The organism is Sorangium sp. So ce381 (assembly GCF_051473845.1).
GTDB classification, from domain to species: Bacteria; Myxococcota_A; Polyangia; order Polyangiales; family Polyangiaceae; genus Sorangium; species Sorangium atrum.
Genome location: NZ_CP150336.1, coordinates 8,369,220 through 8,390,433 on the forward strand (window position 1 = coordinate 8,369,220; position 21,214 = coordinate 8,390,433).

The 21,214-nt window shown below is 73.1% G+C and carries 19 protein-coding genes; 8 read left to right on the top strand and 11 right to left on the bottom strand.

What is annotated here, in order from left to right; translation table 11 throughout:
- Positions 1 to 278: 278 nt before the first annotated feature.
- Complete coding sequence (locus tag WMF29_RS31085) at positions 279 to 563, top strand: hypothetical protein (RefSeq protein WP_437323758.1); 285 nt, start codon at positions 279 to 281, stop codon at positions 561 to 563.
- Positions 564 to 597: 34 nt separating this feature from the next.
- Here WMF29_RS31085 and WMF29_RS31090 read toward each other — a convergent pair whose 3' ends face one another.
- Positions 598 to 1,689 (bottom strand): SMP-30/gluconolactonase/LRE family protein, encoded by a 1,092-nt coding sequence (locus WMF29_RS31090; RefSeq protein ID WP_437323759.1) that lies wholly within the window; start codon positions 1,687 to 1,689, stop codon positions 598 to 600.
- A gap of 138 nt (positions 1,690 to 1,827) precedes the next feature.
- The gene (gene yedA, locus WMF29_RS31095) at positions 1,828 to 3,012 is read right to left on the bottom strand and encodes a drug/metabolite exporter YedA (protein ID WP_437323760.1); all 1,185 of its coding nucleotides are present in this window, start codon (positions 3,010 to 3,012) and stop codon (positions 1,828 to 1,830) included.
- A gap of 154 nt (positions 3,013 to 3,166) precedes the next feature.
- Between yedA and WMF29_RS31100 the strand changes: the two genes are divergently transcribed.
- The 5 genes from WMF29_RS31100 (at position 3,167) to WMF29_RS31120 (ending at position 9,990) form a co-directional block, all read left to right on the top strand.
- Complete coding sequence (locus WMF29_RS31100) at positions 3,167 to 4,627, top strand: PLP-dependent aminotransferase family protein (protein ID WP_437323761.1); 1,461 nt, start codon at positions 3,167 to 3,169, stop codon at positions 4,625 to 4,627.
- Positions 4,628 to 4,733: 106 nt separating this feature from the next.
- Entirely contained in the window at positions 4,734 to 6,455 is a 1,722-nt protein-coding gene (locus tag WMF29_RS31105) for a hypothetical protein (protein WP_437323762.1), read from the top strand.
- 102 nt (positions 6,456 to 6,557) lie between these two features.
- Positions 6,558 to 6,998, top strand: a complete 441-nt coding sequence (locus tag WMF29_RS31110; protein ID WP_272094668.1) for an Rrf2 family transcriptional regulator — start codon at positions 6,558 to 6,560, stop codon at positions 6,996 to 6,998.
- 224 nt (positions 6,999 to 7,222) lie between these two features.
- Positions 7,223 to 7,549: a thioredoxin gene (trxA, locus tag WMF29_RS31115; protein WP_437323763.1), complete on the top strand. Its 327-nt coding sequence runs from the start codon at positions 7,223 to 7,225 to the stop codon at positions 7,547 to 7,549.
- 467 nt (positions 7,550 to 8,016) lie between these two features.
- Entirely contained in the window at positions 8,017 to 9,990 is a 1,974-nt protein-coding gene (locus WMF29_RS31120) for a serine/threonine protein kinase (RefSeq protein WP_437323764.1), read from the top strand.
- Positions 9,991 to 9,996: 6 nt separating this feature from the next.
- On the opposite strand, the gene WMF29_RS31125 is transcribed toward WMF29_RS31120, so the two are convergent.
- The 9 genes from WMF29_RS31125 to WMF29_RS31165 all read right to left on the bottom strand — a co-directional run bounded on the left by WMF29_RS31125 (position 9,997) and on the right by WMF29_RS31165 (position 17,871).
- Entirely contained in the window at positions 9,997 to 11,391 is a 1,395-nt protein-coding gene (locus WMF29_RS31125; RefSeq protein ID WP_437323765.1) for a hypothetical protein, read from the bottom strand.
- A gap of 10 nt (positions 11,392 to 11,401) precedes the next feature.
- On the bottom strand, positions 11,402 to 13,147 hold the full coding sequence (gene sat, locus WMF29_RS31130) for a sulfate adenylyltransferase (protein WP_437323766.1): 1,746 nt from the start codon (positions 13,145 to 13,147) through the stop codon (positions 11,402 to 11,404).
- Positions 13,148 to 13,276: 129 nt separating this feature from the next.
- The gene (locus tag WMF29_RS31135) at positions 13,277 to 13,849 is read right to left on the bottom strand and encodes a Mov34/MPN/PAD-1 family protein (RefSeq protein WP_437323767.1); all 573 of its coding nucleotides are present in this window, start codon (positions 13,847 to 13,849) and stop codon (positions 13,277 to 13,279) included.
- A complete protein-coding gene (locus WMF29_RS31140; protein ID WP_437323768.1) occupies positions 13,843 to 14,793 on the bottom strand; it encodes a PLP-dependent cysteine synthase family protein in 951 nt (316 codons plus the stop codon). The genes WMF29_RS31135 and WMF29_RS31140 overlap by 7 nt, the downstream gene beginning before the upstream one ends.
- On the bottom strand, positions 14,790 to 15,128 hold the full coding sequence (locus WMF29_RS31145; RefSeq protein WP_437323769.1) for a hypothetical protein: 339 nt from the start codon (positions 15,126 to 15,128) through the stop codon (positions 14,790 to 14,792). Before WMF29_RS31145 ends, WMF29_RS31140 begins: the two co-directional genes overlap by 4 nt.
- Before the next feature lies 1 nt (position 15,129).
- Positions 15,130 to 15,408, bottom strand: a complete 279-nt coding sequence (locus WMF29_RS31150) for a MoaD/ThiS family protein (RefSeq protein ID WP_012238383.1) — start codon at positions 15,406 to 15,408, stop codon at positions 15,130 to 15,132.
- Complete coding sequence (locus tag WMF29_RS31155; RefSeq protein ID WP_437323770.1) at positions 15,401 to 16,333, bottom strand: HesA/MoeB/ThiF family protein; 933 nt, start codon at positions 16,331 to 16,333, stop codon at positions 15,401 to 15,403. The genes WMF29_RS31150 and WMF29_RS31155 overlap by 8 nt, the downstream gene beginning before the upstream one ends.
- The gene (cysK, locus tag WMF29_RS31160; RefSeq protein ID WP_437323771.1) at positions 16,330 to 17,382 is read right to left on the bottom strand and encodes a cysteine synthase A; all 1,053 of its coding nucleotides are present in this window, start codon (positions 17,380 to 17,382) and stop codon (positions 16,330 to 16,332) included. The genes WMF29_RS31155 and cysK overlap by 4 nt, the downstream gene beginning before the upstream one ends.
- 9 nt (positions 17,383 to 17,391) lie before the next feature.
- The gene (locus WMF29_RS31165; protein WP_437323772.1) at positions 17,392 to 17,871 is read right to left on the bottom strand and encodes an RrF2 family transcriptional regulator; all 480 of its coding nucleotides are present in this window, start codon (positions 17,869 to 17,871) and stop codon (positions 17,392 to 17,394) included.
- Positions 17,872 to 18,177: 306 nt separating this feature from the next.
- On the opposite strand from WMF29_RS31165, the gene WMF29_RS31170 reads away from it, so the two are divergent.
- Both WMF29_RS31170 and WMF29_RS31175 read left to right on the top strand, forming a co-directional pair.
- Positions 18,178 to 19,866 carry an acyl-CoA dehydrogenase family protein gene (locus WMF29_RS31170; RefSeq protein ID WP_437323773.1) on the top strand — a complete coding sequence of 563 codons (1,689 nt, stop codon included), beginning with the start codon at positions 18,178 to 18,180 and terminating at the stop codon, positions 19,864 to 19,866.
- A gap of 498 nt (positions 19,867 to 20,364) precedes the next feature.
- Complete coding sequence (locus tag WMF29_RS31175) at positions 20,365 to 21,171, top strand: helix-turn-helix domain-containing protein (RefSeq protein ID WP_272094680.1); 807 nt, start codon at positions 20,365 to 20,367, stop codon at positions 21,169 to 21,171.
- The last annotated feature ends 43 nt before the right edge of the window (positions 21,172 to 21,214 follow it).

Here is a 21,214-nt window from a genome sequence, read left to right on the forward strand (position 1 = left end):
AGGGAAAAACGACGGCAACAAAATCGACATGAGGCCTTGACAGTTAACGCGTCGCGTCGCAGTGTCGTGGCGTCGCGATTGTGCCTCCGACGAAGCCACAAGGTGGCTCTGTTCGCGGGCACGGCCGTGCGGCGGGGCTCCCCTCGCTCCAGTGCACATCGCGTCTTGCGAGCCCGCGAGAGCGGGCGACGCGCGGGGCACGGGGGTCAACGCTTGATTCATCATTTCTGTGCGCCCGCGGTCGTCGCGGGGGGACATACCGAAGTGGGAGGCAGACCATGAATGAGACCCAGAGCATCACGGAGCCGAAGGCCGAGAACAGCGTGAACGGGAGCGCCGGGCACGCGCAGGCGTCGGACGCCAGCGCCGGGGCGCCGGCGATCAAGCCGCCGTTCGTCGAGACGCTGCGCGAGCTGGGCACCTCCTGGGCAGGGGTGGCCATCGGTTACGGGCGGATCGCGCTGGAGGGCGCTGCGCGCGCCCTCGAGCGGTCGGCGGGGAAGCTCGGCGAGCTTCAAGAAAAGCTCAAGAAGGGCGAAGTGGCCGCGGAAGGCGCCCGCTGAGCCTCCCCTCCAGCGCGCTGCCGAGGAGCGTCCATCACGGCGCTTCCGGCGGCGCGGGGACCGGCGCGCCGGCGATGCCGACGGCAACAGCGTAGATCGAGCCGGCTGCGCCTCCGACGTAAAGGGTCCTCGCATCGAACCCCGGGCCCGCTCCGAACTGCGCATTGGCCACCCCGGTCGGGAAGCGCGCCAGGAGCTCGGCCTCCCCCAGGGCGGCGCCGCCCGCGTCGAGCCTCACCCGATAGAGCGTCCGGTTCTCGCTATCGACCGTGTAGAGGTGACCGCACGTATCGAGAGCGAGCCCGTCGAGCACGGACGAAGCGACCGTCGCCACGAGCAAGGGACGTTCGCCAGGGTTGTTCAGGTCGATCCTGCGGATCTCGCCGGCAGAGGAGTTGGTGTAGAAAACCACCCGTCGCGCCGGGTCGAAGGCGATTCCGTTCGGCTCGCTCACCTCGGGGGCGCCGCTCGCGATCTCGTCGATCGTGGCATCGGGGTTGAGGCGGATCACCCGATCGCCCGCGAGGTCGGTCGCCCAGACGTTGCCCTGCGCGTCCGGAGCGAGGCCGTTCGGGTCCGTGAGGCCTGTCACGTAGTCGTCGACCCTTCCGGTCGCCGAGATCTGGACGACGGCGCCCCGGGCCGGCAGCGCCGCCACGAGGGTCCCGTCGGGCCGGTATCGGAGCCCGGGCACGGGGCCCTGGGGGCCCGGCAGTGACGCGAAGTTCGAGGTCCTGCCCGTGGCGTCGAAGCGAACGAGGTTCGACCCCTGCTTGGCGACGAGGTAGCCCCGGCCGTCGAACGCGAAGTCCTCGCTGCCGCTGAACACGGCCGTGACCAGCGCCGGCTCGAAGGGGCCGGGCGCGAGCGCCGCGCACTCGCCGCTCGGCCCCGCGCCCGCGCCCGCGCCGACCGCCGCCCCGCCGCCTTCGCCGGCGCCCACCGCCGCGCCGCCGCCCTCCCCGGTGCTCGTGGCCGCGCCGCCGCCTTCGCCGCCGCCTGCGCTCGCGCCCGACGTCGCGCTCGCCCCGTTGCTCGACGCAGCGCCGACGTGGCCGCCGCTGCACGCCGACGGCGCCCCGGACAGGAGCAGCGCCCAGCCGAGCAGCCGGTACCCTCGCTTCATCTACCTCGCCTCCTCGCTGCGCACACTACACGCCGCCCCCCGCATTGCCTACGGTCGACGGCGCGCGCGCGGGGCGCGAAGGCGGCCGGCGCGACGCGCCGTCGGAGCGGGGCGGGGTGGTCCGCGAGCGCAGCGCGCCTAGCGCCGCGAGACGATGACGACGCCGGCGCCGACGATGGCCGCGGCGGCCCAGGTCGTCGCGGAGGCCCGCTCGCCGCCGAGCAGGACGCCGAGCGCGATGGCGACGATCGGGTTCACGTACGCGTAGCTCGTCGCGATCGCCGGGCGCGTGCTCCGGAGCAGGTACGTGTACGCGCTGAGGGCCACGATCGATCCGAACACCGCCAGATAGGCGAGCGCGAGGAGCGACCGCGACGAGGGCGCCGCCGCGAGGTGCTCACCCGAGAGCGCGCTCACCCCGAGCATCACCGCGCCGCCCGCGAGCATCTCCGCCGCGACAGCCATCGGCCCTTCCGGGAGCGGCAGCGAGCGGCTGTACAGCGAGCCGAGCGCCCACGACACGGGGGCCAGCAAGATGAGCAGGGCCCCGGCGTGCGCCGCGCGCAGATCGCCGCCGAGGTGGAGCAGCGCCGCGCCCGCGAACCCGACGAGGAGCCCGATCCACTCGCGCCGGGAGACCTCCGGGGCGCCGGCGGCCGCGCCGCCGGCGGCGCCCCGGCCTCGCGCGGTGGCGAAGAGCGCCAGCCAGAGCGGCATCGTGGACACCACGACCGCGGCGACGCCCGAGCTCACCCACTGCTGCGAGACGACGACGAGCCCGTTGCCGAAGACGAGCAGCAGCACCCCGACCCGCGCCGCCGCGCCCCACTGCCGCAGCGTCGGGCGAGGGGCGCCGCGCAGCCGGAGCACGCCGTACAGCAGCGCGCCCGCCGTCATGAAGCGCGTCCCGGCCAGCAAGAAGGGCGGCAGCGTCTCGAGCGCGACCGAGACCGCCAGGTACGTCGAGCCCCAGATCACGTACAGCGCGAGGAGCGAGAGCAGCACCAGCCAGCTCCCCTGCGCCCTCGCCAGCACGGCGCGCGCCGTCTTCGCTGCCTCGCCCCTCGCCACCGCGATCTGCGCCGGCTCGAGCGCCTCCACCACGAGGAGCCCGCGCCCCTCGCCTCCATAGCTGGCGCCGGCCTCCAGCACGACGTCCTCCGGCTCCCCCTCGCGGGTGATCCAGACCGCGCCTGCGGTACAGCTCAGGCGCAGCGGGCCGCCCCGCAGGCGGTGCGTCCACAGGCCCCCCTTCCCCAGATCGATCCGCGACGCCTCCAGGAGGCGCGATGGCGGCTCCGAAACAAGTGAGGTCAATTTCATGGCCTGAAGGGTGGGGTCAAGCGAGCGACCGGTACAGAGGCAGTCGGTCGGTAATTGAGGCCGGTACAGTTTCCGGAACAGGCGACTGTGCTGGTCCTCACGCCTGGCAGCTGTACCGGTACCGCAGCGCCCGCCCGGCTGTACACTTCGTCTCGTGCAGGTGCAGGCGCCCATCGAAGCGGAAGCAGATGACGAGGCCCACCTCTACGATCGCGTCGCCGCGCACATCGCGGATCTGATCGCGCGCGGCACGCTGCGGCCGGGCGACCGGATCCCGTCGGTGCGGCGGCTCAGCCGGCAGCAGGGGGTCAGCGTCGCGACGGTGCTGCAGGCGTACATGCAGCTCGAGAACCGCGGGCTCATCGAGGCGCGCCCGCAGTCGGGGCACTACGTCCGCGCCCGCCGGGGCACGGCGCTGCCCGAGCCCCGGGCCGCGCGCGCCTGCACCACCGCCACGCGGGTCAGCGTGAAGAGCCTCGTCTCCAAGGTCTACCGGGCGTGTCGGGACCCGCACATCGTCCCGTTCGGCGCCGCGTGCCCGAGCCCGGAGCTCCTGCCGACCGACAAGCTGAACCGGATCCTCAGCGCGATCGCGCGGAGCGCGGGCGGCGCCGGCGTCTCGTACGATCCGCCGCCCGGCCTGCCGGCGCTGCGGCGGCAGATCGCCCGGCGCTCGGTCGAGTGGGGCGTCGTGCTCTCCCCCGACGACATCGTGACGACGGTCGGCGCCATGGAGGCGCTCCACCTCTGCCTGCGCGCGGTCGCCCGCCGGGGCGACACGGTCGCGCTGGAGTCGCCCGCGTACTACGGGCTCCTCCAGCTCATCGAGAGCCTCGGCATCAAGGCGCTCGAGGTCCCCTCGCACCCCCGCACCGGCATGGACCTCGACGTCCTCGAGGAGATGCTGGCCCGCCACCGCATCAAGGCGTGCCTCGCGATCCCGAACTTCAACAACCCCCTCGGCAGCGCCATGCCCGACGAGGCGAAGGAGCGCCTCGTCGCGATGCTCGCGCGCCGCGAGGTGCCGCTCATCGAGGACGACATCTACGGCGACCTGCACTTCGGCGACGTCCGCCCCCGCCCCGCCAAGGCGTTCGACAAGAAGGGGCTCGTGATGCTCTGCTCGTCGTTCACGAAGACGGTGGCGCCGGGCTACCGGGTCGGCTGGACGGCGCCCGGCCGCTTCCTCGACGAGGTCGAGCAGCTCAAGTTCGCGCAGAGCGTGGCGACCGCGACGCTGCCGCAGATGGCCATCGCCGAGTTCCTCGAGATCGGCGGGTACGATCACCACCTGCGGACGCTCCGGCGCCGCCTGGCCGCCCAGGTCGCGCGCATGAGCGAGGCGATCGCCGAGCACTTCCCGCCCGGCACCCGCATCTCGCGCCCCGCCGGCGGCTTCGTGCTCTGGGTCGAGCTGCCGTCCGGCACGAGCGCGCTCGACGTGAACGAGCGCGCGCTCGAGCACGGCATCAGCGTCGCCCCGGGGCCGATCTTCTCGGCCAAGCACCGTTTCTCGAACTACATCCGGGTGAACTGCGGCTACCCGTTCACGGAGCTCAGCGAGCACGCGGTCCGGACGCTCGGACGGATCTGCGCCGAGGCGGCCGAGGAATGACGCGGTGGACGGCCGCGGCCACGGCCGGCGCGCCCTGGATGCCGTACCCGCGCTGAAGTAGAACCTTCTCTCTCGATCGAGCGCCCGCCCCGACGAGCCCACGCCCTTGCGCCCCCGACATCCCGCGTCCCTTCCTTCGCCCGCGCCCCTGCCGACGCCCGCCCGCGCCGCCTGGGCGCTCGCGGCCTCGCTCGCTGTCCTGCCCGCGTGCCGCGCCGGGGCGAGCGCCTCCCATGGCGCGCCGGCGCCGGAGACGCTCCGCGCGCTGCCCGATCGAATCGACGGCAGCACCCTCCTCGGCGCGGACGCGCAGCGCGCAGCGCAGGCGGGCGCGAGCGCGCTCCGGGTGATCGGCGCGGACATGGCGTCCGACGGCGATCGGCTCGGCGCCTTCGTCGAGGTGCCCGCCGGCGAGTGCATGCTCGCGATGGCGCGGGTCTCGCCGACGATCAGCGACGTCGACCTGTTCGCCTTCGAGGACGACGGCAGCGCCTTCTCCACCGACGAGGCCGCCGACGCGCGCGCCTCCATCCTCGTCTGCCCGCCGCACCCGCGGAGGCTCTATGTCATGGCGCGCGTCATGTCGGGCGCCGGGGCGGTGAGCGTCGGCGTGCAGAGCGTCCCGGTCAAGGCGGCCGACGCGGTCGCCCGCGCCGTCGGCGCGCGCGGCAGGTCCGGCGACGAGAGCGGGCGCCTCGAGTCGTGGCCCGGCCTGGAGGCGAAGATCAGGGCGCGCCGCGCCGCGGTCGGCGCGCGCTGGGACGACGTCCGGCGCGTCGCGCTGCCCGTCGGCTCCAGGGCCACGAGCCGTATCGGGGCCACCCTCGACGGCGGCCGCTGCCTCGACGTGCTCGTCTCCCCGAGCGACGAGGTCGCCTCGCTCGAGGTGGTCGCGGAGGACGAGAGCGGCAGGGTCGTCGCGCGCGCGCGCGAGCGGGGCCAGGATCGCTCGCTGCTCCTCTGCTCTGCGGTCTCCGTCGAGCTCTCGATCGCGATCCGCTCGCGCGGCACGCAGGGCCTCGTGGCCGTGGTCGTGGGCCGCTCGCAGCCGGGCGCCGAGGCGGAGATCTCCGGCGCCACGCCGATCGAGCGCGTGACCGAGGGCCGCGACCTCGCCGAGGCGCGGGCGGACCACGGCCGCGCGCTCGCCGGCCGGGGCTACGGCGCGCCGCGCGTGTCGACCGGGGCCGCGCGGCTCGGCAGCCGGACGACGCTGCCGATCGAGCTGCCGGCCGGCTGCGCCCGGATCGACGTGCTGGCCGGCAAGCCGCTCGCCGACGTGCTCGCGGAGCTCTGGAGCGAGGGCCACGCCCTCCTCGGCCGCGCCCGGGGCGGCGCCCGGGCGACGCTCTTCACCTGCGGGCGCGGCGGCCCCGCCCGCGTCGACGTCGAGTCGATGGCGCAGCCCGGCCCGTTCGCCGTGGAGGTCCGCAAGGAGCCCGAGGCCCCGCCGGCGCTCGTCGCCCATCCGCTCGCCGCCGCGAGGCTGCTCGGGCGCATGAGCGCCGCCGGCCCCGCCGACGCCGCGGGGGCGGCCGGCGCGCAGGCGGTGGCGCTCGACGCCGCGCGCCTCAAGATCCTCCCGCTCGCGATCCCGGCCAACACGTGCGCCGAGGTGATCGCGGCGCTCGACGCCGACGGCGCGGGCGTCGATCTGCGGCTCGTCGACACCTCGACGGGGGAGAGCTCGCTCGCCAGGGCGCGGCACGTCGTGTCCGACAGCCGCTGCGCCGGCCCGGCGGCCATCCCCGCGTCGATCGAGCTGCGCCTCGCGGACGGCAAGGGAGACGCCCTCGTGTTGATCCGCACGTCGCCCAGGTCGCGCTGAACGAGCAGGCGCCGAGGCGCGAGCGCGCGAACGCCCGGCCGCCCGCCGCGCCTTGACAGCGGAGCCCCGGGAGCCCTCAGATAACGGCCGAGGGGCCGTTCGATGTCCTCGGGTCGCTTCGCCATCGCCACGCACGCCCTCGCGCTGCTCGCCCAGTCCGACGAGAGCTGCGCGAGCGACGCGCTGTCGGCGAGCATCAACACGAACCCGGCCTTCCTGCGGCGCATCCTCGCGCGGCTGTCGCAGGCCGGGCTCATCGAGGCGCGGGAGGGCCGCTCGGGCGGCTATCGCCTGGCGAGGCCGGCGAAGAAGATCCGGCTGAGCGAGGTGTACGCCGCCGTCGAGCCGGAAGGCGCCATCGCGCCGAGCCCGTGCGAGCCGAACGCGAGGTGCCCGATCGGGTCGGGGATCCAGCGGGCGTTCGATGAGGTCGCGGAGGCGGCCAACGCAGGGCTGCTGCGCGGCCTCGCGCAGAAGACCGTCGCGGACATCGCGCTCCGGGCGCAGCACCTCGGCCGCCCAGCGTCGGTCAAGGCCGGCTGATCTCTCGGGCGCCTGGCCGCGCGGCGACGCCGCGCCCGACCACCTGCCGCGGACGCACGCGACGGCGCCACGCCTGCGGGCGGCCAAGCCTCGCCCCTGGCAGAAACTGAAACCGTGCATATAACAGTTGGAGCGAGCGTGGCTGTCGAGGATCGGGCCGGCATCGCGCCGGCGCATCGCAGCCAGGTCCCGCTCAATCCAGAGAAGACCGAAAGGACAGCGCCATGGGCAGCAGCAGCAATGTCATCGAAGTCAACGACCAGAATTTCGCTCAGGAGGTCCTGCAGACGGACACGCCGGTGCTCGTGGACTTCTCGGCATCGTGGTGCGCCCCCTGCAAGCGGCTCGCGCCGATCGTCGATGAGATCGCCGCCGAGACGGCGGGCCAGGTCAAGGTAGTCAAGCTCGACGTCGACGAGTCGCCCGCGGCCGCGCAGCGCTTCGGCATCCGCGGTCTGCCGACGGTGGTCGCCTTCCAGAAGGGCGAGCCCGTCGGGCGGCACATCGGCCTCACGAACAAGAAGACGCTGCTCGCGCTCCTCGGACGTTGAGCACGTTGAGCACGCCGAGAGCATCGAGCACGCCGAGAGCATCGAGCGCGCCGAGAGCATCGAGCGCGCCGAGCGCCTCGCGCGCATCGAGCCTCCGCCGGCGATCGCCCGCGCGGTGACGCGCCCCACATCGCGCCCCCCGCGCGACGGAGACGCCACCACAGCTCGCGCCAGGACCGCTGGACACCCGACATCGACCTTCATTTCGCGAGCGGCCCCCCGCCTTCACCCCGGCCGCACGGGATGTGCGCGGCGCGCGGCCGTCGCATTGCGCGCCGGCCGTCTTCTACGGACGCAGCATCCCGTTGACACGACCACCCGATACGAGATTTTCTCGTCCGAGGAAGCCCAGCACTCCGCAACGCCCCTCGCTGCCGCCTGTCGAGGCGGTCGAGGGTCGCCACGCGGAGCCCTGCCGGTGTGGGTTTTTCTGGCACGGCGCGACCGAGCCTGGCTTCCCGGACGCCATGGCCCTGTTCGACGACGATTTCGAGACGCTCGAGCAGCTCCCCGAGATGCGAAAATCTCGCGGGAAGGGCGGAGATTCGCACGGCCAGAGCCCCACCCCCGTGAGCCTCGGGCGCGCCCGCGCGGAGCTCACGGATCTGTCCAGCGACGGTCCCCGCTACGAGATGCGGTCGCTGCTCGGCGTCGGGGGGATGGGCGAGGTCCACTTCTGCAGGGACCGCCGCATCGGCCGCGACGTGGCCATGAAGGTCATCCGCGCCGAGCACCAGGGCGACACGACGCTGCGCCACCGGTTCCTCCGCGAGGCCCGGGTGCAGGGCCAGCTCGAGCACCCGTCGATCGTGCCCGTCTACGACCTCGGCGTGGACAGCAAGGGCTCGGCGTACTTCACGATGAAGCGCCTCCGTGGCCTCACGCTGGCGAGGATCCTGAACGAGCTCCGCGAGGGCGACGCGACGGCGCTCCAGAGCTTCTCGCGCCGCAGGCTGCTCACCGCCTTCTCGTCGGTCTGCATCGCCGTCGACTTCGCGCACTCGCGCGGCGTGCTCCACCGCGACCTCAAGCCCGCCAACATCATGCTCGGCGATTTCGGCGAGGTGTACCTGCTCGACTGGGGCGTCGCGAAGCTCATCGACACGCCGCTCCAGACCATCGACATGGGCGAAGATCCCATGAGCACGCGGACCATCCCGGGCGACGTGCTCGGGACCCTGGGGTACATGTCGCCGGAGCAGGCGCAGGGGTGCGTCGACACGCTCGACGTGCGCAGCGACGTCTACTCGCTCGGCGCGATCCTCTTCGAGCTCCTCACGCTCAAGCCGCTGCACCCGAAGAAGGACCGCACCGAGATGCTCGACTCGCTCATCCACGGCGCCGACGCGCGGGCGTCGGTGCGCGCGCCCGAGCGCGAGGTGCCGCCGGAGCTCGACGCGATCTGCGTGACGGCGACGAGGCGCGAGCCCTCCGAGCGCTACCCGTCCGCCCGCGCGCTCTACGAGGCGGTCGAGCGGTTCCTCGACGGCGACAAGGACGTGGAGCTCCGCCGCGACCTCGCGGCGCGGCACGCGGGGCTGGCCGAGGAGCGCGTGACGGAGGCGCTCGCCGGCGGCAAGGAAGCCGAGGGCGCCCGGAAGACGCTGCTCAGCGAGGTCGGCCAGGCGCTCGCCTTCGATCCGTCCAACGAGCGCGCCCTGGAGACGCTCCGGCGCGTCCTGACCGAGCCGCCGCGCGAGATGCCGGCGGAGGTGCTCGCCGAGCTGGACGCGGCCGCGGCGGCGCGGCACCGCCTGCAGCTCCGCGCGGGCATGCGCGCCGAGCTGCTCGCGACGGCGATCGCGACGCTGGTCGCCGCCGTGTGGCTGGGCATCCGGGAGTGGCAGGTCTTCGCCTTCATCCTGGGCTTCACCGCCCTCGCGGCGCTGATGAAGTTCCTCGCCGCGCGCGTCGTCCACCGCCCGTCCGCGGAGTGGTACGCCTACGCCGGCTTCGTCTTCAACGTGCTCAGCTTCCTGTGCATCGGCCGCGGCTTCGGCCCGCTGCTCTTCATGCCGATGCTGCTCGTCATCCTCACGTACGGCAACTCGTTCACGTACCGGACCGTCTACCGGGTCGCCGTCGTCGTGACCAGCTGCGTCGCGGTGCTGGCCGCCGCGTGGATCGAGTACTCGGGCGTCCTGCCCCGCTCGTACGAGTTCGCGGGCGGCGCGATGGTCATCCTGCCCCAGGCCGTCGAGCACTCGAAGATCGCGACGATGACGGCGCTGACGCTGACGACCCTGTTCATGCTGGTCGTGCCGGCGTTCATGATGGGCCAGCACCAGCACGCGCTGCGCGCCGCGGAGCGACGCGCGTTCCTGCAGGCCTGGCAGCTCCGCCAGCTGCTGCCGGAGCGGGCCCAGCCCGGCGCCGTGACCAACCCAGGCCCGGAGCAGGCCCCGCGCCGCCGCCCGAGGCGCCACCGCGCCCCGGAGTGAGCGGGGTCAGTCCATCGGCCAGACCGCGACGACCCAGACCGGCGAGCCGCCGCGCGCGGACACGCGGAGGGCGGCGCTCTCCTCGATCTCGGAGCAGAACGCGACGCCGGCGCTCTCGCCGTTCTCGCCGGCGTCGTCGCGCCCGGCGCGGTCGCCGACCTCGACGGAGATCCGGAGCGCGCGCAGCTCGCCCCGGGCCAGCGCCGCCCCCGCGAAGTAGCAGCGGCCCGGCTCGACCTGGACCGGGACGAGCGTGTCGCCCTGCGCGCCGATCGCCTCGGCGATCGCCTGCGCGCGCGGCGCGGGCGCGTGGCGGCGGCGCAGCGCGGCGGCCATGTTGCCGCGGGCGCGCGCGCCGAAGTGCCCCGGCACGAACGCGGACATCGGCCACTGCGCGTCGGACAGCACGACCTTCACCGGCCCCGCGGCCCCGAGGAAAGGCACCTCGACGACCCCCTGCTCGCCCAGACAGAAATCGAGCCGCGCGTCGGGCGCGTCGGACCTGTCGCGATCGAGCACCCTGCCCGTGGTCTCCTCGCGCGCCTCGGCGTCGAGGTCGGTCGCGCGGCGCAACGTGGCGCTCGGCACCTCGGCCATCAGGTCGAGGCGGTGGCAGCCCTCGGGGAGCCTGACCGAGAACTGCCCCGTCCCGATCGACGAGGCGCGCATGTCGGTCGGAGCGACGCGCGGCGCCCCTTCCGCCTGCGCGCGCCGCGCGGCCCGCGCGACCCGGGCGTCGAGCGGCCCCGGCTCGGAGGGCCGCCCAGGGTCGCCGCGCGGCGCGACGGGCCCGGACGCGCGCTCCGGTAGGATGGCCTCGACGCGCTCCAGCGGCGCGCTCGACGCGGCGACGACGACATCGAACGCGCTGCGCGTCGACAGCACCTCGACCGCCAAGCGGCGCAGCCCCTCGCGCTCGGCCCCGCACAGCGTGATCGCCGCGACCCCGGTGACGCTGGGGACGCGGCGGTCGTCCTCGGGCTCCGCGCCGCGCAGCCTGTGGATGAGGCCCTCGAGGGCGGGGACGCCGCCCGACGGCCCCTCCGGCGAGAGCGTGAACTCCGCCGTGCGAGGCGCGAGGAACGCGGCGGTGAGGCACTCGTCCGCCGCCGCGCCGGCCGCGCCTGCGACGCGGGCCGGGCCGGCAGGCGGATCGATCGCCACGACTCGGGCGCGGCCGTGCTCGAGGAAGATGGGGGGGAGGCGCGCGACGCGCGCGCCCGAGAGCGACCACATCCGCGCGACGCGCGCGGCGTCGTCGCTGAGATCCGCGCGCGCCGGCGTCCCCGCGGAGACGCCGGCGAGCGCGGCGAGGAGCGAGAGGACCGCGGCGCGCGCCGCGCGCGCCACGTGAGGGGCCGCGCGGCCCCGCTCCATGGCGCCGCCCGCCGCGGCCCTCAAGCGCCCGGGGCTACGACGAGCTGCGCATCGACTCGATGAGGATGCGCGCGACCTCCGGACGGGAGAACTCCGGCGGCGGCAGCTCGCCACGCTGGAGCAGCTCGCGCACCTTCGTCCCGGACAGATTGACCTGCGTCGACGCATCGCCAGGCGCCGTCTTCGCCGTGGCCATCGCGCCGACCACGGTCGAGTAGAACGCGTTCTCGAAGTTGAGCGTGGTGATGCCGAGCTCTCCGGGGCTGAAGGCATTGAAGATCTCCTGCGCGTCGTACGTGCCGTAGTAGCTGCCGACGCCGGCGTGATCGCGCCCCACGATGAAGTGGGAGCAGCCGTAGTTCTTCCGCGCCAGCGCGTGGAAGATCGCCTCGCGCGGCCCCGCGTAGCGCATCGCCGCCGGGTAGATCGAGAGCAGCACGCGGTCCTTCACATAGTACTTCGCGATGAGCTCCTCGTAGCAACGCATCCGCACGTCCGCCGGGATGTCGTCCGACTTGGTCGCGCCGACGAGCGGGTGGATCATCAGGCCGTCGCAGATCTCCAGCGCCGTCTTGGTGATGAACTCGTGCGCCCGGTGGATCGGGTTCCGCGTCTGGAACCCGACGATCCGGCGCCAGCCCTTCTCGGCGAAGTACGCCCGCGTCGTCGCCGGGCTCCGGTCGTACGCCGGGAACGCCGAGTCGACGGGCCGCTCCAGCACGCGGATCTCGCCGCCGACGTACACGGGGCCCGTGCTCATCAGGTACGCGACGCCCGGGTGCTTCGTCTCGGTCGTCCGGAACACCTCCTGCGCCTCGAGCTCCTTGTTGGGCCGCCACTTGTCGCTCAGCTCGATGACCGCGACGATGCGCCCGTCGCGCGCGCGGAGCGCCGCCTCGGAGCCCACGCGGAGCCCCTCGGCCGCCTGCTCGGAGACGGCGAGCGTGATCGGCATCGACCACGGAAGGCCGCTCTCGAGCCGCATCTCGCGCACGACGCGCAGGTAGTCCTTCGAGTTCATGAAGCCGCGCAGCGGGGAGAACGCCCCGATCGCGATCATCTCGACGTCGCTCTCGGTCCGCTCGTCGAGCTCGATGACCGGCAGCCCCTTCGCCCGCTCCGCGAGCGACGCCTTCGCCGCGCCCTCGACCCACCGGTTCACGAGCTCGCCGCCGTGCGGCGCGATGAGCCCGCGCGCGCCGCCCGCGGCCGCCCCCGCGGCGGCCGCGCCGGACACGGCGACCGCGGCGCCGCGGCGCGGGACATAGCCGAGCTCCTCGAGCTTGGCGAGGATCTTGGCGAGGCTCTCCTCCTTCGTCTCCTTGCCGGTGTCGACGACCACCTCGGGGCTCTCGGGCGCCTCGTACGGATCGTCGATGCCCGTGAAGTTCTTGATCTCGCCCGCGAGCGCCTTCTTGTAGAGCCCCTTCGCGTCGCGCTCGGCGAGCACGGGGATCTCGCAGGAGCAGAACACCTCGACGAAGTGGGGGATCTGGGCCCGCTGCTCGTCACGGATCGCCTTGTAAGGGCTGATCGCGGCCGTCATCGCGCACGCGCCCGACCGGGCGATGAGCTTCGCCACGTATCCGATTCGCCGGATGTTCGTATCGCGGTCCTCCTTCGAGAACCCGAGGCCCTTCGAGAGGTTGGTGCGCACCTCGTCGCCGTCGAGCACCTCCACGTGGACGGAGCGGGCGCGGAGCTCGGCCGAGAGCATCGCCGCGAGCGTGCTCTTGCCAGCGCCGCTCAAACCGGTGAACCAGACAACAAAACCTGACATTTAGGCAACTCCTTCGATGATCAAGTGACGACTACGGACTCGGCCGCTCCGGGCCTCGGGTGCGGACCCCTCGACGAGCGGAGGAGGGCTGCGCGAGAGCGCGTGGACGCGCGCCCCGGCGCGATGAGCTCAATCGACGACGGAGAACGTCGACGCGACGAACGCGGCGCCGTCCCACACGAAGAGGCGGTGCTCGGCGATGCGGGGCGCCTCCTCCGGACGCCCTTCGCCGGAGCCGCCGCGCACGCTGGTGACGAGGAACGCGAGCGGGAACGCCGGCCCGGGCCCCATCACGATCGGGGCCCCTTCCTCGGCCGGCGGCTCGCCGCCGCTCATCATGGCAGCGTCCGTCGGGCTGAAGTAGGCGCCGGCGTCGAGGTGGGAGTGATAGAGCACCTTCACCGGGCGCCCCGCCGAGGCGCCCTTCTCGACGGCGTCGGAGAAGCGCTTGCCGTTGAAATCGAAGAACGTCCGCGCCGTCCGGAAGTACCGCTCCGGATCGACGGCGTGGAGCTTGTTCGCGATGTTGTCCATCCGGACGTGCTCGTCGCAGAGCAGCGGCTCGGCCGCGGGCCCCTTCAGGTACCCGCAGGCCTCCTCGTCGCGCGCGTAGCCCGCGAGCGCCTCGTCCTCGACCGCCTTGAGCACGCTCGCCTTGAGGACGACCCCACCGGCGGTCCACGGCTGTGGAGACATCACCATAAGTAACGCTTCTCCCATTTCATGGGCGCAAAATAGCGGTCGCCCCGGTCCGGGACAATCGCCACGACGCACCCTCCTTGCTGTTCGCGGTGCAGGCGCTTCGCCACCTCGAAGGCCGCGAAGACGGCCGCGCCGCCCGAGTGCCCCACGTGCAGCGCCTCCTCGCGCGCGAGGCGATCGGACATGTCCCAGCCGTCCTCCGTCGTGATGCGCATCGTCTCGTGGTACGCGCCCTCGTCGTGGATGGCGGGCACGAGCGAGCTCGGCAGGTGCTTGAGCCCCTCCAGCCCGTGGAGCGCCTCCGTGGGCTCCACGGCGATGCAACGGATCGGGCGGTGGTGCTCGCGCAGCCGCCGACTCGTCCCGACAATGGTGCCGCTCGTGCCGATGCCGGCCACGAAGTGCGTGATCCTGTCGCCGACCGCCTCCAGGATCTCGCGCGCCGTACCGTGGTAGTGGGCGAGCGGGTTGTCCTCGTTCGAGTACTGATCCGGGTAGAAGTACCGCTCCGGATCCTTCTCGACCAGCGAGCGCACGAGGCGGATGGCGCCGTCGGAGCCCTCCATCGGGTCGCTGAAGATGAGCTCCGTGCCGAACGCGCGCGCGATGTCCTTGCGCGCCTTCGACACGTTCGACGGCATGACGAGCGCCACCTTGAAGCCCATCGCCGCGCCGAAGAGCGAGTAGGCGACCCCGGTGTTGCCGCTCGTCGAGTCGATGAGCGTCTTCTGGCTGGTGAGGCGGCCGTCCGCGGCGGCGCGGGTCATCATCCGCAGCGCGGCGCGATCCTTCACCGAGCCGCCGGGGTTCGCGAACTCGAGCTTGGCGTAGACCTCGACCGACGGCGTCTCGCGGCCGACGCGCGAGAGGCGCAACAGCGGCGTGTCGCCCACGGCGTCGACGACCGACCCCAGGCGCCGGGAGCGGGCGAGCGAGTGCCTCATGACGGGTCGACCTCCCCCGCGCTCCCCTGCCCCGCGCTCCCCTGAGCCAGCACGGCGCGCATCTCGGCGAGCGCCGCGCGCGCGCCGGCGAGCACGGCGCGCGCGGCGGGCGAGGCGACGAGCTCCGCGGGCGCGAGCGCGGCGAGGTCGATCGCGCCCTCCGCGAGCGCGCCGAAGCCGGCGCCGCGCGCGTAGCGCTCCGCCACCTCGTGCGCGAGCGGCGGCGCGTCGCTGCCGCCGCCGAGCACGCGCGCCGTCGCCGCCTTGAGCCTCGCCTGTCCCTCTGGACCGATCTCCGCGAGCAACACCTGGCGGAGATAGCGCGGGTCGTCCACCTCAGCCCCCGGCGATCGCGGGCACGATCGCCACCTGGTCACCGCCCTTCACGGGCGTCTTCAGCCCGTCGAGGAAGCGGATGTCCTCGTCGCCCACGAAGATGTTCACGAAGCGCCGCACGCCCTTCTCGTCGAGGAGTCGGTCGCGGATGCCGGGGTAGCTCTTCTCGAGGTTCTCGATCAGCTCGCCGACGGTGCCGCCGGCGGCTTTGACCTCGTCCTGCCCCCCGGTGAGCGTGCGGAGGGGGGTCGGGATGCGGACGGTCGCGGTGTCAGCCATGGTCTTGCTCTCCAGTCTTGAGGTGGGTCGAGGATCCGCTCTCGCGGTCCTTTTCAACTTCAACAGGGCTCGGTGATCCGCTCTCGCGGTCCTCTTCAACGTGAGTCGGGGATCCGCCTTCGCGGTCCTCTTCAACGTGAGTCGGGGATCCGCCTTCGCGGTCCCCTTCAACGTGAGTCGGGGATCCGCTCTCGGACGCGCACGCGACGACGTAGCGGGATGCGTCGATCGTCGCGATCGCGGCGCGCGCCCCGCAGAGGTCGCAGGCGGGCCGCGCGGAGACAGGGACGCTGCGCAGCGTGTCCGTGAGGCCGTCGTACGTCGCGATCCGGCCGAAGATCGACGCGTCGCCCGCGAGGATCGCCAGCGCGCGATCCGCCGCGATCGCGCCGGCCACGCCGCACACCGGGCCAGCCACGCCGGCCGTGGCGCAATCCGGCGCGTCCCCGGTCGGCAGGTCCTCGAACAGGCAGCGGTAGCAGGGCGCCCCCTCCCCCGCGACCGCCATCACCGTCGCGCGCCAGCGGATCGCGGCGGCATGGACCACCGGCGTCCTCGTCAGGCGGCACACGTCGGCGATCAGGAACCGCGACGCGAAGTTGTCGGTCGCGTCGACCACCACGGAGACGCCCGGCATCAGCCCCGCCGCCGCGCTCGGCGTGAAGCGGCCGTAACGGCGGTCGACGCGGAGCCCGGGGAAGCGGCGGCGCAGCGCCTCCGCGAACGCGTCGAGCTTCGGCCGCCCGACGTCGTCGTCGTCGAACAGGATCTGACGATGCAAGTTCGTCAGCTCGACCTGGTCGTCGTCCGCGACCCGCAGCTCCCGCACCCCGGCAGCGGCGAGCGCGAGCGCGGCGGGCGCGGCGATCCCCCCCGCCCCGACGAGGAGGACGCACCCGCGGATCGCCTCGCCGCCGCCGCTCATCGGAAATACTCGTCCAGGCTGAAGTAGCGCTCGCCGGTGTCGCAGAGGACGGTCACCACGTTGGCGTCGGGGCCGAGCTCGCGGGCGACGTCGAGCGCGACGCGCACCGCGGCGCCCGCGCTGATGCCGACGAGCAACCCCTCCTGACGGGCCAGCGCCGCCTTCGTGTCGTACGCCGCGCGATCGCTGACCGTCCGCACCTCGTCGACCACGCTCGGATCGTAGTTCGTGGGGACGAACCCGGCGGCGAGCCCCTGGATCTTGGTGGGCCCGCGCTCGCCGCGCGAGATCGTCGCGCACGACTCGGGCTCGACCGCGATGACGCGCGTCGCCCGGCGGAGCCGCTTGAGCACGCGCCCGACGCCGCTCACCGACCCGCCCGTCCCCACGCCGGCGACGAACGCGTCGATCGTCAGCGACTGCCGGGGACCGGGCCGCCCCGGCGCGTCGAGGCCGGCCATCGCGTGCAAGATCTCCCGCGCGGTCGTCTCCGCGTGGACGCGCGGGTTGTCGGGGTTGTCGAACTGGCTGAGGATGAGCGCCCCCGGGATGTCCGCCGCGAGCTCGCGCGCCCGGGCGATGGCCCCCTCCATCTGCAGCTCGGGCTCGGTCAGGACGACCTCCGCGCCGTAGGCCTCGAGCAGCTGGCGCCGCTCCAGGCTCATGCTCGCCGGCATCGTCAGGATGCAGCGGTACCCCTTCGCCGCGCACACGATCGCGAGCCCGATCCCGGTGTTCCCCGACGTGGGCTCGATGACCACGCCGCCCGCGCCGAGCAGCCCGCGCGCCTCGGCGCCCTCGATCATCGCGAGGCAGATCCGGTCCTTCAGCGAGCCGCCCGGGTTCTGCTGCTCGGCCTTCCCGAACACGCGCCCCCGGGGCGTCGCCGCGTCGACGCGGCGGATCTCGTAGAGCGGCGTGTCGCCGACGAGGTCGAGGAGGCTGTCGACGACGCGCGGGTGCGACGGCAGCGGCGGGAGCTGCGCTGCGCGCTCCGCGGGTACGCCGGGTGCGCCGGTGGATTGTGCGGATCGTTCGGGGCTGCTCATGGTGTCGGTTCAGATCACGTAGGTCGAGCGCTCTGGCCGCCCCTTGCGGCGCACGCCGAGCTCGACGCCGCGCTCGCAGACGTCGGCGATCGAGACCGAGTCGAAGCAGCGCTCGATCGCGAGCGCCAGATCGTGGAACACGGCCGTGGGCGGGTCGAGCGGCGAGCCCTCCGGCCTGCCGTCGTCATCCGGCGCGATCACGGCGACCGGCCCCTCCAGGGCGCGGACGACGTCGCCCAGGCTGATCTCGCTCGCGGGCCGCGCGAGGTGATAACCGCCGCGCGGCCCCCGCTTCGAGCTGATGAGCCCGGCTTTCTTCAGGTCCTGGAAGATCTGCTCCAGGAAGCGCGCAGGGATGAGCTCTCGCTCCGAGATCTCGCGGATCTGGGTCGGCCGCCCGTCGTTGTGGAATGCGATATCGAACAATGCGCGCACACCGTAGCGACCCTTGTTCGAGAGCTTCACCGCCAGCCATATGCATTGGTGCATCGGAGAAGTCAAGAACCGCACATTCAGCGACTTACGCTTCTTTTCGTGCGTTTCCGTGCGACACAGCACCCGAACAGCGCACAAAAACCGGCGGTCGCGGCGAAATTACCAGCAGAGGTTCACCGTTCGCCGCGTCGCCGCGACGCGGCCTCGGCTTCCTGTTGAACCGGATGGGACGGGTTCAGTAGCTTCGAGCTCTATCGAGGCTGCGAGTCGCCGCGCGTGCATGGAGGGGCGCGCGGAACGTGATCGGCGCGCGGGCGTCGCACGGTTCGGGTTGCGGCGCACCAACCTAGGAGTCGGCCGGTGGCTTTCTATCAAGACCCCCCCACACTCGGGAACCAGTACGACGACGACCGCGTGCTGCGGTCCTATCTCGCGCGGGCCCTGCCGCGCGAGGTGGCCGCGTCGATAACGCCTTCGCTGCGGGAGATGGGCGAGCTCGCCGGCGGCCGCCTGTACCAGCTGCAGCTCGCCGATCGCGCGAACGAGCCGAAGCTCACGTCGTGGGACGCCTGGGGAAGGCGCGTCGACCAGGTGGAGGTGACCCAGCTCTGGAAGGAGGCGGCCCGGATCGCGTGCGAGCGGGGGGTCGTCGCGACGGCCTACGAGCGGGCGCACGGCGCTTTCTCGCGCGTCCATCAGTTCGCGCTGGCGTACCTCTTCGACGCGTCGAGCGACGTGTACACGTGCCCGCTCGCGATGACCGACGGCGCCGCGCGGACGCTCCTCGCGAGCGGCAACCACGCGCTCATCGACCGCGCCGTGCCCCGGCTGACGAGCCGCGACCCCGCCGCCGCGTGGACCTCGGGCCAGTGGATGACCGAGCGCACCGGCGGCTCGGACGTGGGGCGGAGCGAGACGGCGGCGCGCCTCGGCCCCGACGGGGCCTACCGGCTCCACGGGACGAAGTGGTTCGCCTCGGCCGCCACGTCGGAGATGGCGCTCACGCTCGCGCGCCCCGAGGGCAACCCCGAGGGCAGCCGCGGCCTCGCGCTCTTCTACGTGGAGCTCGCGGGCGAGGCGGGCCGCCGCGAGGGCGTGCTGATCAACCGGCTGAAGGACAAGCTCGGGACGCGCAAGGTGCCGACCGCCGAGCTCACGCTCGACGGGGTCCTCGCCACGCCGGTGGCGGGCCTCTCGAACGGCGTCCGGGCGATCGCGCCCATGCTCAACGTGACGCGCACATGGAACGCGATCGGCGCCATCGCGGGGATGCGCCGGGGGCTCGCGCTGGCGCGCTCGTACGCCCAGAGCCGAGTCCAGTTCGGCACGACGCTGGCGGAGAAGCCGCTGCACATGGACACGCTCGCCGAGCTCCAGGCCGAGTTCGAGGGCGCCTTCCACCTGACCTTCCGCGCGATCGAGCTGCTCGGGCGCGAGGAGACGGGCTCGCTCACCGACTCGGAGGCCAAGCTGCTGCGGCTGATCATCCCGCTCGCGAAGCTCACGACCGCCAAGCAGGCGGTGTCGGTGCTGAGCGAGGTGCTCGAGGCGTTCGGCGGGGCCGGCTACGTCGAGGACACGGGCCTGCCGCGCCTGCTCCGGGACGCGCAGGTCCTCACGATCTGGGAGGGCACGACGAACGTGCTCGCCCTCGACGCGCTGCGGGTGATCCTGAAGGACGGCTCGCTCGACATCCTCGCGGCCGAGGTGGCGCGGCTCCTGACCGGCGTGGTCGAGCCGAAGCTCGCCGAGGCCGAGACGTCCGCGTCGCGCGCGGTGTCGCACGCCCGCGCGTGGATCAAGGAGATGGCCTCCGCCGACCGCCCCGGCCTCGAGGCGGGCGCCCGCCGGGTCGCGATCACGCTGGGCCGGGCGCTGCAGCTCGCCCTGCTCGTGCGACACGCCGCGTGGGCCATCGACCGCGAGCGCAGCCGGACCGCGCTGGCCGCCGCCGTCCAGTTCGAGCGCAACGGCGTCGACTGCATCCGGGACCACGATCGCGACACGATCGAGGCTCTCGCCGAGACGCGACAGCGGCCCGATACCTGAACAAACGGTGGGGTCCACCCACTGAACAGATCCCTCCGGCAACCCGGGTGCGGCGACGGCGCGAGGCGGGCGCGGCGCCGTGATCCGCGCCCCATCCGCGCGCCTCGACGATTTTTCCGGGGCCGCGCTGCATTCTGATCATACGGAATTAACTTTTGGTTTCGGACGGTTGCGAATGCCTGTTCGTCATGGAAGCGGACGGCATTTGTCCTAGCGGCTTGCGAAGGCACTAGACGGGACAACCTGAACGGGCTTACAGTAATGCGTAGCTGCGGCGCTGAACGCGTGCCCGACGCGGGCGACGTGCGGGCGGGCCCGTCCATCGAGGCGGGCTCCGCCGGCGCGGCGTCCCCGGTGGGGTGAGATCCGCCTGCGCGTGCCTCCGGCGCGTGCGTGGGACTTCGTCCGCCTCCTGGACGGATCGGGCTCGCGTGGCCCCGGGCACGCGTGCGGCGCGCGGTGTGGGCGAGCGCACACGACGAGCTGCGAAGAGGCGAGATGAAGACGCAATACACGCTGCTGTCCGGCGAGACGGTCGAGTTCCCGACGCCGGCGGGCGAGCTCGGCGCCTTTCTGTCCCGGGTCCTTGTGGCGGCCAGGGATCCGTCGGTGTCCGACGTCGAGCTGCTGGATCTCGTGCTCGGCCAGGAGAACCCGTTGCTGGACAGGACCGCCGTCGCGGGCCGGAGCGTCGCGACCGCCGACGTGTACCGCGACCCGACCTTCCACGTGATGCTCGACTGCGTCGCGCGGAAGCGCCTGCCGCCCGATTCGGCGGTCCTCACGCCGCGGACGCGCTTCACGATGACGGTGCCGGACGCCGCGCAGCAGCTCGGCATCTCGGAGAGCGCTGTGCGCCAGGCGATCTACGCGGGGCGGCTGCGCGCGAGCAAGGAAGGGGGCACCTACTACCTCGATCCGCAGTCGGTGGCGGGCTACCGGGTGAGCAAGCGGGGACCGCGGCGCCAGGACCAGATGGCGAAGGGACCGCCCGGGGCCGCGCTCGACGCGCGCATCGGCTCGGGGCCGGACGCGAGCTTCCGGGTGAAGCACAGCCGCGACGACTTCGAGCTGACGGAGAAGCGCGGCCCCGAGTGGACGGGCATGATCCCGGCGGGGTGGCGGCGGATCGCGGTGCTGGGCACGTCGAAGGACCGCTCGCGCTACTGGGAGATCGAGCCCGCCGACGGCGAGAGCGTTCTGCACTTCGAGGGCTTCTACCTGCGCGGCGGCTTCCGCATCGTCGAGACCGTGAGCACGTCGCAGCGGGCCGTGGCGGCGTTCAAGGATTTCGAGCCGCGATGAGCGGCGGCGGCGGAGGCGCGGTGAGCGGGGGAAACGCAGGCGC

What these genes read in the sequence shown, in the direction of transcription:
- WMF29_RS31085 (WP_437323758.1), top strand. Translation starts at nt 279, where the DNA reads ATGAATGAGACCCAGAGCATCACGGAGCCGAAGGCCGAGAACAGCGTG.
- WMF29_RS31090 (WP_437323759.1), bottom strand. Translation starts at nt 1,689, where the DNA reads ATGAAGCGAGGGTACCGGCTGCTCGGCTGGGCGCTGCTCCTGTCCGGG.
- yedA (WP_437323760.1), bottom strand. Translation starts at nt 3,012, where the DNA reads ATGAAATTGACCTCACTTGTTTCGGAGCCGCCATCGCGCCTCCTGGAG.
- WMF29_RS31110 (WP_272094668.1), top strand. Translation starts at nt 6,558, where the DNA reads ATGTCCTCGGGTCGCTTCGCCATCGCCACGCACGCCCTCGCGCTGCTC.
- trxA (WP_437323763.1), top strand. Translation starts at nt 7,223, where the DNA reads ATGGGCAGCAGCAGCAATGTCATCGAAGTCAACGACCAGAATTTCGCT.
- WMF29_RS31120 (WP_437323764.1), top strand. Translation starts at nt 8,017, where the DNA reads ATGGCCCTGTTCGACGACGATTTCGAGACGCTCGAGCAGCTCCCCGAG.
- sat (WP_437323766.1), bottom strand. Translation starts at nt 13,147, where the DNA reads ATGTCAGGTTTTGTTGTCTGGTTCACCGGTTTGAGCGGCGCTGGCAAG.
- WMF29_RS31135 (WP_437323767.1), bottom strand. Translation starts at nt 13,849, where the DNA reads ATGGTGATGTCTCCACAGCCGTGGACCGCCGGTGGGGTCGTCCTCAAG.
- WMF29_RS31140 (WP_437323768.1), bottom strand. Translation starts at nt 14,793, where the DNA reads ATGAGGCACTCGCTCGCCCGCTCCCGGCGCCTGGGGTCGGTCGTCGAC.
- WMF29_RS31150 (WP_012238383.1), bottom strand. Translation starts at nt 15,408, where the DNA reads ATGGCTGACACCGCGACCGTCCGCATCCCGACCCCCCTCCGCACGCTC.
- WMF29_RS31155 (WP_437323770.1), bottom strand. Translation starts at nt 16,333, where the DNA reads ATGAGCGGCGGCGGCGAGGCGATCCGCGGGTGCGTCCTCCTCGTCGGG.
- cysK (WP_437323771.1), bottom strand. Translation starts at nt 17,382, where the DNA reads ATGAGCAGCCCCGAACGATCCGCACAATCCACCGGCGCACCCGGCGTA.
- WMF29_RS31165 (WP_437323772.1), bottom strand. Translation starts at nt 17,871, where the DNA reads ATGCACCAATGCATATGGCTGGCGGTGAAGCTCTCGAACAAGGGTCGC.
- WMF29_RS31175 (WP_272094680.1), top strand. Translation starts at nt 20,365, where the DNA reads ATGAAGACGCAATACACGCTGCTGTCCGGCGAGACGGTCGAGTTCCCG.